Raw genomic sequence first — 16,653 nt, forward strand, 5'->3', positions numbered from 1 at the left:
TAAAATGATGGAGACGAAACATCCGGGAATTTACCTATATGAAGGAGAATACTATGGCAGACAGCGAATTTCATACAAGAGTAGGGCGGCGCAAGCGGAAAAAACGCCCTGTGTTAAAGACATTTATGATTCTTGGGTTGGTTTCCTTCGTGCTTCTGGGCGCGATGGTCGGCTACTTCGCCTGGAAGTTCACCACGGTCGCAGCAGATACCCAGGAAACATTGGAACGGGGCGATAAATCGGAAAAACGCGATGTCGCTGTGGATCCAAATGAAGACAATATTTCCGTTCTTTTTATGGGTGCTGACGACCGGGACGGCAAACTCCAGGGACGCACCGACGCGATGATTCTTGCTACGTTCAACCGGGGAGAAGGATCGGTCAAGATGACGAGCATTCCGCGTGATTCCCTGGTGGATATCCCGGGTCACGGCGAAGATAAGATTGCGCACGCTAATGCATTCGGCGGCACCGATCTTGCTGTCGAAACAGTCGAAAATGCGTTGAATGTGCCGGTCGATTATTATGTGAAGCTGAACTTTGAAGCATTTATCGAGATCATCAATGCGCTGAACGGCGTGGAAGTCGATGTTCCGTTCGCTTTCACGGAACAGGACAGTGAAGGCAATGACAATGCCATTTCTCTTGAAGAAGGCACGCAGATGCTGGACGGCGAAGAAGCTCTCGCTTTTGCGCGTATGAGAAAGCAGGATCCGCGCGGTGATATTGGACGCGGAGACCGTCAGGAACAGATTATTTCTGCTTTAATCCAGCGCAGCGCCTCCATCGGCTCCATCCACAAATACGATGATGTGATGGAAAGCGTGCAGAACCATATGAAGATGAACTTCACCGTCGGCGATCTCGTTTCCTTCCATAAATATGCCGGCTCTGTCGACGACATTGAACGCCTGCAGCTGAAGGGATCCGATGTGAGATACGATGGCATCTATTATTACCAGCTGCTCCCGGAAGTAACCGAAGACGTATCACAGAAGCTGCGGAACCACCTTGAACTGGACGAAGAATCCTCTTCGGACAACAGCGCTGAATCTCCTTAAAGGAGGTTCAGCTTTTTTGTGTATGGGGGCTGGAGACTGGGCCCGCGGTTGTGTTTCTCGGTCGATGCTCGGGATTTATCGATTGATTCTGCTTTTTCTCGATTGATTCTCCCCCATTTTCGGTTTTTCTTGATCGATGCTCCAAGTTTCTTGATCGATGCTCCGGATTTCTGCATCGATTCAGGTAGGCATCGCTTCATGGAAGCGAACCCCTGCCCCGCTTCCGGAAACGGTGCTGCCTGCGCCCCTTTATCGATCGATCCGCTCTTTTCTCGATTGTTTTTTCCCCATTTTCGATTTTTCTTGATTGATTCTCGGGGTTTCTCGATTGATGCTCCGGATTTCTGCATCGATTCGGACATGGACCGCTTCCTACCAGGGCAGCCCTGCTCCGCTTCTGAAAACAGAGACACTGCGTCCATTTATTGATCGATGCTCTGAGTTTATCGATTGATTCACTAAATATCGGTCAGATCATAGACTCTTCCTTTGTTTTTCCGGTTATGTGGAACGTTCAGGGACTGGAGCAGCCGGCGGGTGAACTGGCTGGAGGGAAGGTTAAGAAAATCGCAGCATTGCTCGGTGGTAAGGAATGGATGGATAAGAGCATTATAGTCCTGAAGCGCAGACCGAGGCGCGTCTTTTGAGCTGAAGCCGCAGAAAGGACAGCACCAGTGCCCGTTTCTGCCTTTTTTCATCGGCAGTTTCGCGCATTCCGGGCACTGCACTCCGCGTTGCACATCACCCGGGGTGAGGTCGAATTCCTCCAGAATATCCACTTCTTTCGGACGACAGGCTGAGATCAGCTTGTCCGAAACCCTTTGGATGGATGAAAACGGTGTGGCTGCCTTTCCTTCCCTGCGCTTGTATGTTTCGATTTCAAATGGAAGCTGGGCGGCGTGAATGACATTGGTGAGAGGAGCCTGAATAATAGTAGAGGGAAAGCTGATGACAACAAGGGGATAGATGGGCGGGAGAACGAGGGAATGGTGTTTCAGCCACTCTTCCAGCTGCAGCTTATGCCGCTGCACTTGCAGACGCGGGTCCGTAAATCCTTCCTCTTCTCCGTGCAGCCGCCGGGTCATCTGATATCGGTGTTCATCAAATTGAAGCGTGCCGGCCAGATTTTTCACTTCTATTATTAATGTGAACGACGGGGTGAGCAGGAGGGTATCCATCTGGAAGTGGGACGTCCGGCTGAAGAGGCGCAGGTCATGCAGAATAAGATGAGGGGGATCGAGAAACGATAAATGATAGTCGATGGCTTTTTCCCCGCGGTAGCCTGCCGCATAACGCAGGTAATTCTGTTTCACCTCGTCCCGTTTTGGGTGCAGCTCCAGCAGCCGCCGCTGCAGAACCTCCAGTTTCTCGAGAATCTCCGGTTTCGTCCGGTGTTTTTTGATCATGGCGTCTTCTCCTTTTGTATGTGTCTCTTTGATATTCGACGAGTATTCGCTCGTTCCTTCTTTTTTCTCGATCGATTCTATCGATTTATTGATTGATCCGCTCTTTTCTCGATTGATTCTCTGAGTTTCTTGATCGATTCTCCGGATTTCTGTATCGATTCGGGCGTGTACCGCTTTATACCAGCAATCCCCTGCCCCGCTTCCGAAAGTGGAAATGCTGCGCTCATTTCTCGATCGTTTCTCCCGATTTATTGATTGATTCTGCTTTTTCTCGATTGCTTTTCCCCCATTTTCGATTTTTCTTGATCGATTCCCGCCGTTTCTTGATCAATGCTCGGGATTTCTGCATCGATTCGGGTGGATACCGCTTCACACCAGCGAACCCCTGCCCCGCTTCCGAAAACGGAGATGCTGCGTTCATTTCTCGATCGTTTCTTCGGATTTATCGATTGATCTGTTCTTTTCTCGATTGCTTTTCCCCCATTTTCGATTTTTCTTGATCGATTCCCGCCGTTTCTCGATCGATGCTGGGGATTTCTGCATCGATTCGGATGGATACCGCTTCATAATCAGCGAACCCCTGCCCCGCTTCTGATAACGGAAGAGCTGCGCTCATTTCTCGATCGTTTCTCCCGATTTATTGATTGATTCTCTCGTTTCTCGATTGCTTTTCCCCCATTTTCGATTTTTCTTGATCGATTCCCGCCGTTTCTCGATCGATGCCCGGGATTTCTGCATCGATTCGGATGGATACCGCTTCATAATCAGCGAACCCCTGCCCCGCTTCTGATAACGGAAGAGCTGCGTTCATTTCTCGATCATTTCTTCGAATTTATCGATTGATCTGTTCTTTTCTCGATTGCTCCCCCCAATTATCGATTTTCTTAATCGATTCCCGCCGTTTCTTGATCAATGCTCGGGATTTCTGCATCGATTCTCATAAAAATGATAAAAAAAGCTCCCTGCCGGAAGCAGGGAGCGGTATTTATGGTCGTTTCGGTGGATTGAGTTTGTTCATCAGACGCATGACCGGGCGGTACTGTGTGTTGACGAGACCGACGAATTCGGCCATCAGTTCAATCGCGATGAGAAGAAGCATCATAATCACAAGCGATACCCACAACGTGGAAATGGTGAACATGACGGCGGACATGCCGAAAAACAGGCTCATCGCGTAAATAATCATGACGGTCTGCCTGTGAGTATAGCCGAGCCGCAGCAGGCAGTGATGCAGATGCGACTTATCCGGTGCGGAGAGAGGCTGTTTGTTCACCACCCGGCGTATGATTGCAAAAAACGTATCAGAAATCGGTACCGCCAGTATAATAACCGGCACGACGAGTGAAAATATCGTTACATTCTTAAACCCTAAGAGCGAAATGACGCCGATCATGAACCCGAGAAAGAGCGCTCCGCTGTCCCCCATGAAAATCTTAGCGGGGTTGAAATTGTGGACGAGAAATCCGAGTGTCCCGCCGAGCAGCGCAATGCCGAGAGCGACGATGAAAATGTCTCCCTGTATGATGGAAAGTACCGACACGGTCGCCAAAACGATGGAGGACACCCCTCCGGCCAGTCCGTCGAGACCGTCGATCAGGTTTATCGCATTTGTAATACCGATAATCCAGAGCAGTGTGAGCGGAATGCTGAACCAGTTCAGATACAGCCGGCCGTCAAACGGAAGGTTGATAAATTCGACCTGGACTCCTCCCATAATGACAATGACAGCTGCGGCAATCTGACCGAGCAGCTTCCATTTTGCGGATAACTCCATAAGATCATCAAGAAATCCTGTGATGAAAATGATGGTGCCCGCTGTCAGAATATACGGCATATAGGCATTTTCCGGCTGCAAAATGAGCAGTCCGACGAGAAAGGCTGCATAAATTGACAGTCCTCCTAAACGGGCCATGGCTCCTTTATGAACTTTCCGGTGATTCGGCTGATCCGTCGCTCCGATTTTAAACGCCAGTTTCCTGACCACCGGAGTCAAAATGAGCGAAAGAAGAAAACAAGTGGTCAGCGCCAGTCCAGTTATCATTTTGAACCTCCTCCATTACCGTTACCTATTCTGCGAAGTTTTATGTATGTTGTATATCACAGGGCAAATCGTTCAGATATTCACCTTATTTTTTCTAATCAAAAAACGCATTCCACCGAATTATATCATATTTTGCATAAAACCGTACCATTTCTTTATAAAATTTTTTGATTTCTTCTTTCTACGTATTAGACGTGTTTTTTTCCATGAAGGTTTCATATCTATTTTTAGTTCGGAAGAAATCTTTTTTCTTCCGCTGAAAATTGGTATAATTTTCTCCAGCACATGTTTTCATATTTTACGACATATTTCCTGTGAACCCTATTGTTCTTTTTCATAGTTTCATAGGAAAGAAGGAGGATGAAGATATAATGAAACGTTATTTTCTGGCAGGGGCGGCAAGCTCTATTCTTGCTGTAGGCGCTGTTGTGACCACTCCGGCACTTGCTCAATCGGAACCGGTTCTTGCAAGCGTAGACTGGGTCGTTTCCCAGATTGAACCACTGGAGGAACGAATCAATGATCTGGAAGAACGTATTGGTGAACTGGAGAGCGACGTCGAAGAGCTGCAGCAGCAGGAAGAAAACTAGGTATCTATTTTGAATCTGTACATAGAAAGAAGGATCTTTAGATGTATAAAAAAATAACCGCAGCCCTTCTGTCGGTTCCAATTGCCGCATTTGCTGCGTCCACAGCCGGTGCCGAGGAACCGCAGGATTTGTACAACGAACCGATGACGATTAAACTCGTCCCCTCTTCCAACTTTAACGCCGAAATTCACGGCTCCTACCAGCTGATCGACCAGGCTGACGGAGAAACCGTTGAAATGGACAATGATATTCAGTTTCGGTACGGCGAGGACAATGTGACCGTGAAAGTTTCGGATGATGACAGCACCATGCACACCTCTTCGGAAGGTTTTATCCTTCAGGAGGACGGCGTGTCGGACAGTAATTACGTGGAGATCAGCTCCGTAAAACGCGCCGGAACCTCTTTTCAAACGACGGCGTACCGGGGATCTTTCGTAGTGGACCCGGAAGAGGAGCGCAGTCCCGACGATGCAGCAGGCGAGGAACAGAACCGCAGTGACAGCGAACAGCCGGATACAGTGGAACGCCTCCAGTTATTTAACGTGCTGGACATGCAGGATTACTTGAAGGGTGTCGTGCCGCGGGAGATGTCAGCGTCATGGCCGATGGAAGCGTTGAAGGCCCAGGCAGTTGCCGCCAGGAACTATGCGAAAGTAAACATGGACGCAAACGAGTTTCTGTATGACACGACCACCCACCAAGTCTACCACGGTTTATCCGGAGAAAGCAGCCGTCCCAACCAGGCGATACGGCAGACGGATGGAATCTATGCCGAATACAACGGTAGACTGATTAATGCCTATTTCCACGCTAGTTCCGGGGGGCACACTGAAGACAGCGAAAACGTCTGGGCCAATGAAGTGCCTTACATACGCGGAGTGGACGACCCTTACGACACCCACAGCGCCAATCCAAACACGGAGTGGACCGAAGAAATCAACCAGGAAGCCGTCAGCGAAGCTGTCTTTCCTGATAGCAGCTGGGTATTGTCGGATCTTGAAATTGTCTCAAAAAGTGAAGCCGGCCGCGTGCAGCAGATGCGTGCTGTCGGTGTAAATGAGGAGTCAGGAGAAACGACAGAGAAGATGCTGCCGGCAGGCTCTAATTCTGCCGATTCCATCCGCTGGGACCTCGGAGCTACGCTGCGCAGTACGATGTTTGATGTATCCAAAGATACAAACAGCGTTTCAGTAAAAACAGCAGACGGCTCCGAACAATCTTATGATTCTGCTGTCGGCATGAAGATCCGCCAGTCCGACGGATCCGATGAAGCGGTGGCCTATGATAATGTGGCCGTCCAGACCGGGTCCGGTGTTGAGTACCTGAAGGCCTCCGCCTCCGCTTACACGTTCACCGGAAGAGGCTGGGGACACGGCCTCGGCATGAGCCAGTGGGGAGCCTATAACATGGCCCAGCAGGGAATGAGCTACCGCGACATTCTTAACCACTATTATACGGACATTAATATTGTAGAACGCTGAGATTAAACGACCCCGGTCGGTTCATTGCGAACCGCACCGGGGTTTTTTGTATGTTCGGCCGAGGAGAGTGGATTTCTCGGTCGATTCTCCCGATTTCTTAATTGATTCTCTCTTTTCTCGATTGCTTCTCCCCCAATTATTCATTTTCTTGATCGATTCCCGCCGTTTCTTGATTGATTCTCGGGATTTCTCGATCGATACTCGCCGTTTCTGCATCGATCCCGGCGGGCGCCGCTTCATCGCAGCAATCTCCTTAAAACGGAGCCGCCAGCGCCCTTTTCTCGATCGGTTCTCCCCATTTATCGATTGATCCGCTCTTTTCTCGATTGCTTCTCCCCCATTTTCGATTTTTCTTGATCGATTCTCCCGATTTCCCGATCGTTTCTGCCCTTTTCTGCATCGATTCTCCGAGTTTCCCTATCAAAAACCCCGGCGGGCACACACGGCCGCCGGGGTTCGTCTTATTCTACTGCTCTATAAAATAATCATTCATCGTGCGCGACATGAAGAGGGCGAACTGGGCGCGGGTGGTTGTTTCGTTTGGACGGAAGGCGTCGCCGGCTTCCGAGGTGATCTGCTGATCGGCGATGATGTTGATTTCCTCATAGTTCGGGTAATCTTCGCCGATGTCGGTGAACGAATGCTGCGTCCCGGCGTCCGGCAGATCATACGCCTCAACAAGCAGCGCCGCCATCTGGGAGCGTTTCAGGCCCTCCCCTGCCATCATCTCGCCGCCGCTTCCGGTCATGATGCCGTAATATTCCAGTGCGGCAAGGGCATCATACGCGTGATGGTCCGGGTTCACGTCCTCCGCCTTAATCTCATAGTCTTCCGGGGCTTCCAGATCAAGCTCGGCTGTCAGCATCTTTGCGGTCTGAGCACGGGTGATCGTCTCCCCGGGTTCAAAGTTACCGCTCGGGTAGCCGCTGATGACGCCCTGATCGGATAAGTACTGAATTTCTTCAAAAGCAAAATAATCCGCGCTGACATCAGGATAAGTCGGTTCTTCCGGGATGGTTGGTTCCCCGGCACCGAGGCTTTGAATGTCGCTCTCCAGGTCATCCATACGCTGCTCGGTGGCAGCAAGGCTCTCTTCGGTTTCAGCGAGACGCTGTTCTGTCCAATCCACGCTGGCAGCATTTTCAGCTTGATCGGCCTGGGCCCCGTTTCCGGAACACCCCGTCAGAACAACTGCGCCAAGCAGGCTTCCGCCGAGCATGGCGTACTTCCACTTCATTCCCATGATGATCTCCTCTCCTTCCAGTCGCTTATTTTCTTCCAATTCCGTGATAAATGATACCTTCGGCTTTCATGATGCCGGGATCCAGTGCATTGCGTCCGTCTATGACGACAGGGCGTTTCAACTGCTCCTTGAACTGGGAGGCGGTGAGTGCTTTGCATTCCGCCCACTCGGTGACAAGAAAGGCAGCGTCTGCATCTTTCAGGGCATCGAGCGCCGTATCGGCATAATGAACGTCAGCTGTGATCATCTGTTTCGCATTATCGACAGCCACCGGGTCAAAAGCCTGAACGTTCGCCCCTTTTGCATCCAGATCTTCAATAATTTTCAGCGCTGGTGCTTCCCGTATATCATCGGTGTTTGGTTTAAAGGCAAGCCCCAGCACCGCAATCGTCAGCCCTTCAATGTCATCGTCGAAAATCCGCGTGAGATGTTCAATCATGCGGCGGTTCTGCTGTTCATTTACATCATTGACCGCCTGCAGCAGAGACGGGTGGTAGTCTTTTTCCTCCGCCAGGTACTTCAACGCCTTAACGTCTTTTGGAAAACAGGAACCGCCGTAGCCGATTCCCGCTTTCAGGAATTTCGGCCCGATTCGGTGATCCAGCCCCATGCCGCGTGCCACAGCATTCACATCCGCCTCATAGATATCACAGATGTTGGCCATCTCATTAATAAATGAAATCTTCGTAGCAAGAAATGCATTGGAGGCATACTTGATCATTTCCGAACTGCGCGGATCCGTCACCACAATCTGTCCGGTGAGCGGCTGATGAAGTTCTTCAAGCATATCGGACGCCCGGATCGAAGAAGCCCCGATCACGACGCGGTCCGGATGGAACGTGTCTTTCACGGCAGAACCTTCTCTCAAGAACTCCGGCACGGAGCAGACATCAATATCGGCTTCGGGCTGCTGCTTCTCTATAATCTGCTGCACAGCTTCGGATGTTCCGACCGGAACCGTTGATTTATTGACGATGACTTTATACGTATCATTTACTGCTCTGCCGATTTCCTCGGCCACTTTATAGACAAACGACATATCAGCAGCTCCGGTTTCGGTTTCCGGAGTGCCGACAGCAATAAGAATAATATCGGACTCCCGGACAGCCATCCCAATATCGGTGGTAAAGGAGAGTCTGTTTTCTGCTTTATTTTTTCCGACAAGTTCTTCCAGACCCGGTTCATAAATCGGTATTTCGTTTTCGTTTAACCGGTCCACTTTTTCCTGAACATTGTCGACACATATCACCTGATTGCCAAGCTCCGCAAAACAGGTTCCGGAAACAAGTCCGACATATCCTGTTCCAATAACGGCTACATTCATTTTGTTTTCACAACCTTCTTTTTTGCGTAATCCAGCAGATCATCGATTTCCCGGAACCGCAGCAGCTTCATAAACACAATCAACAGTACGGCTGCGGCTGCTCCGCCGGAAAGTAAAGCTATGTAGGGGTTCATGCTCCCAACGAGCTGTTTAACTGCATACAGCCCTCCCGCCATCAAAAGGAGGAGCGCGGCGGGTTTTGCGATGGTTGCTGCCCATGGTACATGAGACACCTGATGTAATTTTAACACAGATCGGGTCCCGAACAGGAGAAGACAAAAGTTGCATATCGATGCGATGGATGTTCCCCAGGCCACACCGGCGGCACCAAGAGGGTCGAGAAGAAGCAGGGCGATCCCCGTGTTAATGCCGAGCACCGACAGAAGACTGACGACCACCGGATAAATGGACCGTTCATACGCGTAGAAAAACCGGGTGACATACACGTTCGCCGCATGGAAAAACATTCCGATAACAAGAATCTGGAGAAGCGGTACTGTCATCGCTGTCGATTGATCGGTAAAACTGCCGTACTGAAACACAACGCGGATGATGTCTTCCGCGAAAAAGACGACAAATACCGCGACGGGGAGAATCGACAGCGCCATCCAGCGCAGCCCTTTGCCGTAAAGATTGCTGATGCCTTCCTGTTCGCCGGCGGCCACTTTTCTTGACAGCATCGGATAAACAACCGTCGTCACCGCCATCATAAGAACGCTCTGCGGCAGCTGCACGATTTTTGCCATATAGTTCAGGGCAGATATACTGCCTTCTTCCAGAAAAGAGGCAAACACCCGGTGCATCAGAAAATAAAGCTGAAGGGTTGCCCCTCCTAGGAGGATGGGGACTCCCAGTTTAAAGGTGCGCCATACTTCCGGACTGCGCCTGAAGCGGAATCCAAAGTGAAAGAATCGTTCCCGGCGGATAAGATAAACGAGAAACGCGCACATGAGCGCCGCGCTGATCACCGCTCCCCAGGCGTGGGAAAAAGCACCGAGCCACGGGAAAAAGACGACGGCGATCGCAAGAAACGATCCGTTTAACAGCAGGGTGGCAGCTGCCGACCAGGTAAATCGGTCATTCACATTTAACAAACCGGTCAGCCACATGGAGATCATTAAAAAGAATGTCGCAGGCGCCATTATCCGGAACAGGTCTGTTGTCAATTGAAACTGCTCCGCAGAAAGGCCGGAGAACAAAAGGCCGATAACCTGATCCGAAAAAACAACCAGCCCGGCGCTGAACAGGACAAGTCCCAGCCCGAGCCATGCAAATACCTGCTCCAGATAGTCCCGTCTGCCAAGCGGCCCTTCTATTTTCGTGTAGACGGAGATAAAGGCGGTTGTCACCGCTCCCCCGACCACGACATAAAAAAAGTTCGGAAGGGTGTAGGCGGTGATAACACTGTCGGCCGCTTCGTTTGTTCCAAACTGATAACCGATAACAATCTCTCTGAATATCCCGAGAAAACGGGACAGCAGATTAATAAAGGCGACCGCCCCGATGACCTGGATGAGCCTTTTGCCTTTCATGAGTTACACGTTCCTTTCGGGTTCAGGCGTCATACCCGGTTGATGAAATCCCGCAGGATATCAAGGATGTTATCCCTTCCGCTCACAAACGGAGCCGGTTCAAACGTTTTTGCCTCCTGCAGCGCCCGCTCCAGACCTGTTGGATGATCGATCGCGATAATATGGCCGGTCGACTGAAACTGTTCCACAATTTCGGTCTGATGATCGTCATTGTGCTCGCCATACGCAGAAAGACGCGGCACAGCGATCACCGGTTTTTCTTTCTTCACACCAGTGATAATCGATCCGGTGCCGCCGTGAGAGACAATGACACGGGCTTCATCAAACGTTCGTTCCATTTCATCAAACGCAAAGAACGGAGTGAGATTCATGTCCCCCGATGAATAGTTGGTATGACCGGACTGAACGACCACGTTTTCTGTCACGATACCGTCGTCAATGAGGCGCTGCATTTCATCCAGCAGCCTTGTGAAAGGCAGTTCATGGGTTCCCAGTACGACAAAAATCAATAGATCGACCCTCCATGCACCGCTTTCGGGTAGTGTTTGAGCATCGTTTCCCATTGTACGATAAACAGGTCGGCAATGGGATACACGAGACGTCCGGATAACGTCGGCGACGAGGTTTTGGCAAAGCTCTCAATAAAGACGACCTTACGCCGGAAAAGTTTCGCAATCCAGCACATCGGTACAGCGGTATGCACGCCGGTGGTAACCACGACATCCGGCCTTTGTTTCAGAAAAATACCCAGTGATTTGAGGCAGTTGAACGAGAACTTGAAGAGGTAGCTCACCGGGTAATTCCGCGCTCCGTAAACGAGAAAGGACATCGGGTGCTCTGTTTTCATTCCTTCAGTGACAACGGTTTTTTCGGTGACGAGATAATAGTCATATTCCTGAAAAAGCGGCTTCAACTGCATCAATTGCGTCAAATGGCCGCCGACAGAGGAAATAAACAATACGGATTTCTTTTTTTTACTCATAATTTTTCGTTCCTTTGCTGTGCTTGTCGGTAAATCTCCAGCACCTGTTCGGTGACCGTTTCTGCGTCATTTGCGGCTGCCTTTTTGTACCCTTTTTCGATCATCGCCGCGCGTTTGTGCCTGTCTTCCAGGACGTGCGCCATCTGTTCGGCAAGAGATACCGGGTGTTTCGGTTCTGTTACCGCTCCGGCGCCTCCGGAAAGAACCCGGCCGAGACCTCCGGTGTTTGTTCCGACGACCGGCGTTCCGCACGCCATGGCCTCTACCGCGACGAGGCCGAATCCTTCCATATGCGAAGGCAGCACGAACAGGTCGGAAGCTGCCATCCATTCCGCTGCTTCCTGCTGGGTTTTGGCTCCGTGAAAGGTCACAGCCTCGGCTGCATCAAGTTCTGTGAGCCTGTCTTTCAGCTTCTGCAGGTACTCTTCCTGTTTCGCGGGCCCGATGATATGCAGGCGGGCATTGGGCAGCTCATACTTTACTTTAGGAAAAGCCTCTATCAGGTCTTCGATTCCTTTTTCTTCAATGATATTACCGACGTACAAAATATGTTTTTCATAAGGAGATAGTTCCAGCACTTCCTGCATATCCATCTGCGGCCGTGGATAAAACACCCGGCTGTCCACGCCCATGCTGAACATGGAGACCTTATCTTCCGGGACACCAAAATCATCCACCACCTGTTGTAGCAGGTCCTCTCCCACCACGATGACATGCGCGGCATCCTGAAGAATCCGCTTCGTCTGATTTCTGATAAAACGACCTTTTTTGGCCATTTTATTCAAGTCGCCCCCGTGGCAGGTCACGACGTAAGGGATGCCGAATTTTTTGGCCATCATCCGTGCCGGTACGCCGGAAGGAAACGCGTAATGGGCATGAATGACATCGAAATCCCGTCCGGAAGCACGCAATCTCCGGAAGGTGCTCCACATCCAGGAGCTGTATTTTTTAAGGGCATTCTTTCTGCCTCCTTCCGGATTGGTAACGGCTGCGACGTCCACCTGGTTCCCCTTATTCATTAAGGCTTCCACCTGGTTTTTGACGAAAATGCCAAACGTCGGAGCAGAAGCGGAAGGATACATGTTGCTGATCACAAGAATCCGCATAGCTTATTCCTCCGTCTTGTCGTATTTATACCAGTTCACCGCCACGGCAAGAAACAGCCAGAACAAAAGGGCAATCTGGTGATTTTCCCAGGCTGTGGAGAGCGTCCCCATCAACAGCCAGGCAACGGTGAACGTGATGATGAAGAGCCCGACCCACCGGTGCTTCGGATCAGCTGCATGGGTCATTTTTGCCATTGTCTTTAAAATCGCCACGAATATGAGCGCCAGCAGGAGGACGCCGACCACGCCGTATTCAACAAGGACGTAGAGTGCGTTATTATCTACGGTTCCCATCGTAGTCGGCAGATCTTCATGCATGAACTGATGCATTTTCGAGTTAAATACAAAGGCGGCGTTGCTTCCGAACATGCCCGGCCCGACGCCGATGACCGGACTGAATGTGAAGACGGTAAGTCCGCTTAACACAATCAGGTACCGGTAGTTGCTGGAGAGGTCAAACGTATTCGCATTCCGCTGGGCGAATCCTTCAAACATGAACAGCGCCGCCACATACGCCAGGGCAAATACGAGAAATAACCCTATTGCCCCGTACAGCATCATCCGGAACGCTTTGTTTTTTCTGAAAATCAGACCAACAAGGCCGAAACAGCCGATCATAGCAAGAAATGCCTGGCGAGAGAACGTCAGTCCCAGTCCTGCAAGCAGGAACAGTCCAATCGCACTGTAGATCAGCAGTTGTTTTTTCGTCAGCTCCTTGCGGTACACAAACAGGTAGATCACAAGCAGCAGAATAATCCCCATGAGATATCCGCCGAGGGTGTTACTGGAATCCATGAACCCGAAGGCGCGGACTTCTTCTCCAATGGACACGCTCCTCCGCTCTTCCACGTCCCGGAGCGGAAGCGGGATTTTGAAAAGAATCTCAAAGATTCCCGCCGCCGACTGAAGCACACCGAGCCCGAGCAGGACATGAAAGACCTGCCGCACGAACCTGCCTGGAATATCAACAGCAAGCAGAATGAAAAACAGTATCAGAAACTGAAAGATGGCGCGCACCCCAAAGACCCCTTGCGCAAAGGGAACATTGTTGACAAACATACTGAACAGCGCAAAAACGAAAAAGACAATCAGACTGGTGTTCAGTGGATTTTTCAAGCGCTGCAGCAGGCGCCGGCGTCCGATATCCGGATGCAGGAGCACCACGGCGGCCATCAGCATCAGCAGCCCTTCGGTGACGTAACCGAGCAGGGTGGGGATAATAGGCAGCCAGTTCGACCATATTCTTGTGAAAAGCAGCTCAAACGACGTCCATATGACAATCGCCATCGTTGCCATAAGAAGCAGTTGATTCGTCCTTTCTGCCGGCAGGTATTGATAAAATAGGTTATTCAGCCTCTTCATCCTAGTCTCGTCCTTTCAGGCGGAGCAGATTCATGCCTTCAGCCGCTTGTTCTTTCAATGCTTCGGAAACAGTTCGGACCTCCACCTGCAGGCGTGCCCAATCCTGTTCCGCTTTTTCAAAAGCCGGCAGAATCTGCGTTAAATCTTCTACATCCGCTGTATAATCCTGGTGATTGATTTCTTCCATAAAGTCTTTTACTTTCTGGTGGTAGGCTACGCCGATGACCGGCGTCTGTGCAGTGACCGAGAGAATCAGGGAGTGAAGCCGGGTGCCGATAACAAGGTCCAGCGCTGCCGCTTCCTGCGCGATTGCCTGCGGCGTAAGGTTCGCCTCCTGAATATGTACATCGTTTCGGTGGTTCATGCGTCCGGCAATGGCTTTTGTCACTTCCACATCCTCGGGATACTTCGTCGAAAAGAACGTAACCTCCACTCCTTTTTTGTCGATAAGTTCATCAAGCGATGCAGCCATCCCGTCCAGATACGCCTCGTGCCTGGCGGTGTCTGCCTGCGGCCAGTACTGCGTACTGAAATACGGCACAGCCGTCACTCCAACGCTCTGCACCGCTGCTGACGTTTCATGAACCGTGTTCACCGGCACGGAAAAGGCCGGATCGTATATGACGTGAATATCCCCCGGTGCGCCGATCTGCTGAAGCAGCCGGCGTGACTTCTCATCCCGGACAGCAACGGAAGATGCCGCGCGAAGAAGACGTTTAATAAAGAACGCCCCTGTCTTTGTCTTAATCGGACCAGCTCCGACGCCGTGGACTGCTACCCGGCAGCCTGCCCGCTTTGCTGTCAGCCCAAGGACGCTGTATAACGGAGCGTCCCGTTTATACATGTCCATTAAGAGACCCCCGCCGCCAATGATGACAAGATCCAGATGTTTCATCACCTTCCGGCTTTCACGTATCGTTTTCAGACCGGACTTAAGCGTCCCCCCTTCTTTGTATAAAAGAGGGTAAGATACCGTGCCGTGGCGCTCTTTTGTATTGGCGGGGTCGTTACTGAACACCACGATGTCTTCTTTTTTTACGCCTCCCTCCGTTGTCAGTTGATGGAGGAGTCCGGCAAGAATCGCTTCATCGCCGTTGTTGTTATGCCCGTAATTGCCGATAATTCCAACCTTCATATGTTTACGTACCTGACCTTTTCTTATATGTAGAATCGCAGAACAGTGCTGCGTGCTTGTGCAGGCACGCAGCACATACATTCACCTTTTTTTCCATTATACACCCGATATCTGCTCAATCCTAGTTTTGATTTTTTTACAACATCGTCTTGGTTAATAGAAAATACGAAGCCGCTTACGCTGCGGGCAAAAAGACTCATTTATAGACAGACAGACTCTGAAAATGTCCCCAAAACTCATATTGCGGACATTTTTTTGCCGGCGGGAGAAAAAGTGTCCGCAAGTCCCCATTTTCGACCCATTTCGGCTCCTGAAGTGACAGATTGTGGTTCCTATCTTGTGTTACCAGACATTCTGCACTAAAACGTGTCCATAAAAAAAAGAGCCGTCCCGTTTGGAACAGCTCTCTTCCTGGGTACACGTACCGTTTTTTCTCTTATTACGGTACCCTGTCGTTCATTGCCGCTCAACTTGGTCTTTCAGAAAAGCATCGACGTCCTGGCGCTCCGGCATGCCGCCCTGGGCTCCCATTTTCTGCACGGACAGAGCAGAAGCGGCGTTGGCCCAGCGGCAGGCATCTGCCAGTGGATACTGCCGAGTCAGTGCAGCCGCAAGCGCCCCGTTAAACGTGTCCCCCGCCCCTGTCGTATCCACCGGTTCCACCGGGTAGCCGGGGATATGCTTTTCCTTGTTGTCCTGGGTGAACAGCACACCGTCCGCCCCTTTTGTCATAATACATCTCGAACGATAGATGGATGGATCGGCTTCATTCTGAAAAAGGTGCAGCAGCTCATGTTCATTCGGGGTAAAATAATCGACGTTATCCAGCAGCGCTTTCGGGAGATGCTGGACCGGTGCCGGGTTCAAAATAACAGTCGTATCGTGCCGAGCCGCCAGTTCTGCCGCTTTCGTGACGCTTTCCACCGGAATTTCGAGCTGCAGCAGCAGGATGTCACTGTCAGCAATCACGTCTTCATGTGCTGCCACAACCTCCGGAGTAACCGCAAGATTGGCTCCGGGCACGACAATAATGCGATTATCCTGCTCGGCTAAAATAATGGACGCTGTACCCGACGGCTCATCAGGGACCGGCTGCAGATCCCGGGCGGACACGCCCTGCTCCTTCATATGCGTTGTTAACCGTCCGCCAAACACATCACTGCCCACGCGGCCGACAAAATGAACATCCGCCCCCAGTTTCGCAGCTGCCACAGCCTGATTCGCGCCCTTTCCTCCGGGAATAACGGAAAAATCTTCTCCAAGAATGGTCTCCCCCTGCTCCGGCATACGTTCCGTACTCGTCACAAGATCCATATTAATGCTTCCCACGACTGTAATTTTTTCCGGCATGCCTATCACCTCTGGATTATTATTGCTTTCTTCTATTGAA

Annotated in this window: 21 protein-coding genes; 3 read left to right on the top strand and 18 right to left on the bottom strand. The window is 50.9% G+C overall.

All coding sequences use genetic code 11. From position 1 onward, the window contains the following. Positions 1-53 precede the first annotated feature (53 nt). Positions 54-1,061, top strand: a complete 1,008-nt coding sequence (locus ACFSUB_RS09180; protein WP_380712891.1) for an LCP family protein — start codon at positions 54-56, stop codon at positions 1,059-1,061. Here the strand turns inward: ACFSUB_RS09180 and ACFSUB_RS09185 are convergent. The 7 genes from ACFSUB_RS09185 to ACFSUB_RS09215 all read right to left on the bottom strand — a co-directional run bounded on the left by ACFSUB_RS09185 (position 1,058) and on the right by ACFSUB_RS09215 (position 4,508). Continuing rightward, the gene (locus ACFSUB_RS09185) at positions 1,058-1,423 is read right to left on the bottom strand and encodes a hypothetical protein (RefSeq protein WP_380712892.1); all 366 of its coding nucleotides are present in this window, start codon (positions 1,421-1,423) and stop codon (positions 1,058-1,060) included. The two genes, ACFSUB_RS09180 and ACFSUB_RS09185, sit on opposite strands and share 4 nt — an antisense overlap. A 96-nt stretch (positions 1,424-1,519) precedes the next feature. Next, positions 1,520-2,467: a nuclease-related domain-containing protein gene (locus tag ACFSUB_RS09190; protein WP_380712893.1), complete on the bottom strand. Its 948-nt coding sequence runs from the start codon at positions 2,465-2,467 to the stop codon at positions 1,520-1,522. 77 nt (positions 2,468-2,544) lie between these two features. Then, positions 2,545-2,694, bottom strand: coding sequence for a hypothetical protein (locus tag ACFSUB_RS09195; RefSeq protein WP_380712894.1), 150 nt, complete (start codon positions 2,692-2,694; stop codon positions 2,545-2,547). After that, positions 2,691-2,888, bottom strand: a complete 198-nt coding sequence (locus ACFSUB_RS09200; RefSeq protein ID WP_380712895.1) for a hypothetical protein — start codon at positions 2,886-2,888, stop codon at positions 2,691-2,693. Before ACFSUB_RS09200 ends, ACFSUB_RS09195 begins: the two co-directional genes overlap by 4 nt. A gap of 21 nt (positions 2,889-2,909) precedes the next feature. After that, entirely contained in the window at positions 2,910-3,083 is a 174-nt protein-coding gene (locus ACFSUB_RS09205; protein ID WP_380712896.1) for a hypothetical protein, read from the bottom strand. A gap of 21 nt (positions 3,084-3,104) precedes the next feature. Continuing rightward, positions 3,105-3,278: a hypothetical protein gene (locus ACFSUB_RS09210; RefSeq protein ID WP_380712897.1), complete on the bottom strand. Its 174-nt coding sequence runs from the start codon at positions 3,276-3,278 to the stop codon at positions 3,105-3,107. Positions 3,279-3,452: 174 nt separating this feature from the next. Further along, positions 3,453-4,508, bottom strand: coding sequence for a glycosyltransferase family 4 protein (locus ACFSUB_RS09215; protein ID WP_380712899.1), 1,056 nt, complete (start codon positions 4,506-4,508; stop codon positions 3,453-3,455). Positions 4,509-4,879: 371 nt separating this feature from the next. Between ACFSUB_RS09215 and ACFSUB_RS09220 the strand changes: the two genes are divergently transcribed. Next, a complete protein-coding gene (locus ACFSUB_RS09220; RefSeq protein WP_090926370.1) occupies positions 4,880-5,098 on the top strand; it encodes a hypothetical protein in 219 nt (72 codons plus the stop codon). A gap of 41 nt (positions 5,099-5,139) precedes the next feature. Continuing rightward, on the top strand, positions 5,140-6,579 hold the full coding sequence (locus ACFSUB_RS09225; RefSeq protein ID WP_380712901.1) for a SpoIID/LytB domain-containing protein: 1,440 nt from the start codon (positions 5,140-5,142) through the stop codon (positions 6,577-6,579). Positions 6,580-6,600: 21 nt separating this feature from the next. Here ACFSUB_RS09225 and ACFSUB_RS09230 read toward each other — a convergent pair whose 3' ends face one another. The 11 genes from ACFSUB_RS09230 to rbsK form a co-directional block, all read right to left on the bottom strand. Continuing rightward, the gene (locus ACFSUB_RS09230) at positions 6,601-6,819 is read right to left on the bottom strand and encodes a hypothetical protein (RefSeq protein WP_380712902.1); all 219 of its coding nucleotides are present in this window, start codon (positions 6,817-6,819) and stop codon (positions 6,601-6,603) included. Positions 6,820-6,832: 13 nt separating this feature from the next. Next, a complete protein-coding gene (locus ACFSUB_RS09235) occupies positions 6,833-6,979 on the bottom strand; it encodes a hypothetical protein (RefSeq protein WP_380712903.1) in 147 nt (48 codons plus the stop codon). Positions 6,980-7,045: 66 nt separating this feature from the next. Then, complete coding sequence (locus ACFSUB_RS09240; RefSeq protein WP_380712904.1) at positions 7,046-7,822, bottom strand: S-layer homology domain-containing protein; 777 nt, start codon at positions 7,820-7,822, stop codon at positions 7,046-7,048. Positions 7,823-7,847: 25 nt separating this feature from the next. Then, complete coding sequence (locus ACFSUB_RS09245) at positions 7,848-9,146, bottom strand: UDP-glucose dehydrogenase family protein (protein WP_380712905.1); 1,299 nt, start codon at positions 9,144-9,146, stop codon at positions 7,848-7,850. Continuing rightward, complete coding sequence (gene murJ / locus ACFSUB_RS09250; RefSeq protein WP_380712906.1) at positions 9,143-10,678, bottom strand: murein biosynthesis integral membrane protein MurJ; 1,536 nt, start codon at positions 10,676-10,678, stop codon at positions 9,143-9,145. The genes ACFSUB_RS09245 and murJ overlap by 4 nt, the downstream gene beginning before the upstream one ends. 29 nt (positions 10,679-10,707) lie before the next feature. Beyond that, positions 10,708-11,187: a PssE/Cps14G family polysaccharide biosynthesis glycosyltransferase gene (pssE, locus tag ACFSUB_RS09255; protein WP_380712907.1), complete on the bottom strand. Its 480-nt coding sequence runs from the start codon at positions 11,185-11,187 to the stop codon at positions 10,708-10,710. After that, complete coding sequence (gene pssD / locus ACFSUB_RS09260) at positions 11,184-11,660, bottom strand: PssD/Cps14F family polysaccharide biosynthesis glycosyltransferase (RefSeq protein ID WP_380712908.1); 477 nt, start codon at positions 11,658-11,660, stop codon at positions 11,184-11,186. The genes pssE and pssD overlap by 4 nt, the downstream gene beginning before the upstream one ends. Next, positions 11,657-12,766 carry a glycosyltransferase gene (locus ACFSUB_RS09265; RefSeq protein ID WP_380712909.1) on the bottom strand — a complete coding sequence of 370 codons (1,110 nt, stop codon included), beginning with the start codon at positions 12,764-12,766 and terminating at the stop codon, positions 11,657-11,659. The genes pssD and ACFSUB_RS09265 overlap by 4 nt, the downstream gene beginning before the upstream one ends. A 3-nt stretch (positions 12,767-12,769) precedes the next feature. Continuing rightward, complete coding sequence (locus ACFSUB_RS09270; protein WP_380712910.1) at positions 12,770-14,128, bottom strand: O-antigen ligase family protein; 1,359 nt, start codon at positions 14,126-14,128, stop codon at positions 12,770-12,772. A gap of 1 nt (position 14,129) precedes the next feature. Then, the gene (locus ACFSUB_RS09275) at positions 14,130-15,263 is read right to left on the bottom strand and encodes a polysaccharide pyruvyl transferase family protein (RefSeq protein WP_380712911.1); all 1,134 of its coding nucleotides are present in this window, start codon (positions 15,261-15,263) and stop codon (positions 14,130-14,132) included. Positions 15,264-15,719: 456 nt separating this feature from the next. After that, complete coding sequence (gene rbsK / locus ACFSUB_RS09280; RefSeq protein WP_380712912.1) at positions 15,720-16,613, bottom strand: ribokinase; 894 nt, start codon at positions 16,611-16,613, stop codon at positions 15,720-15,722. Positions 16,614-16,653: the final 40 nt, after the last annotated feature.

Source organism: Salibacterium lacus, from assembly GCF_042684865.1.
Taxonomy (GTDB): Bacteria; Bacillota; Bacilli; order Bacillales; family Marinococcaceae; genus Salibacterium; species Salibacterium lacus.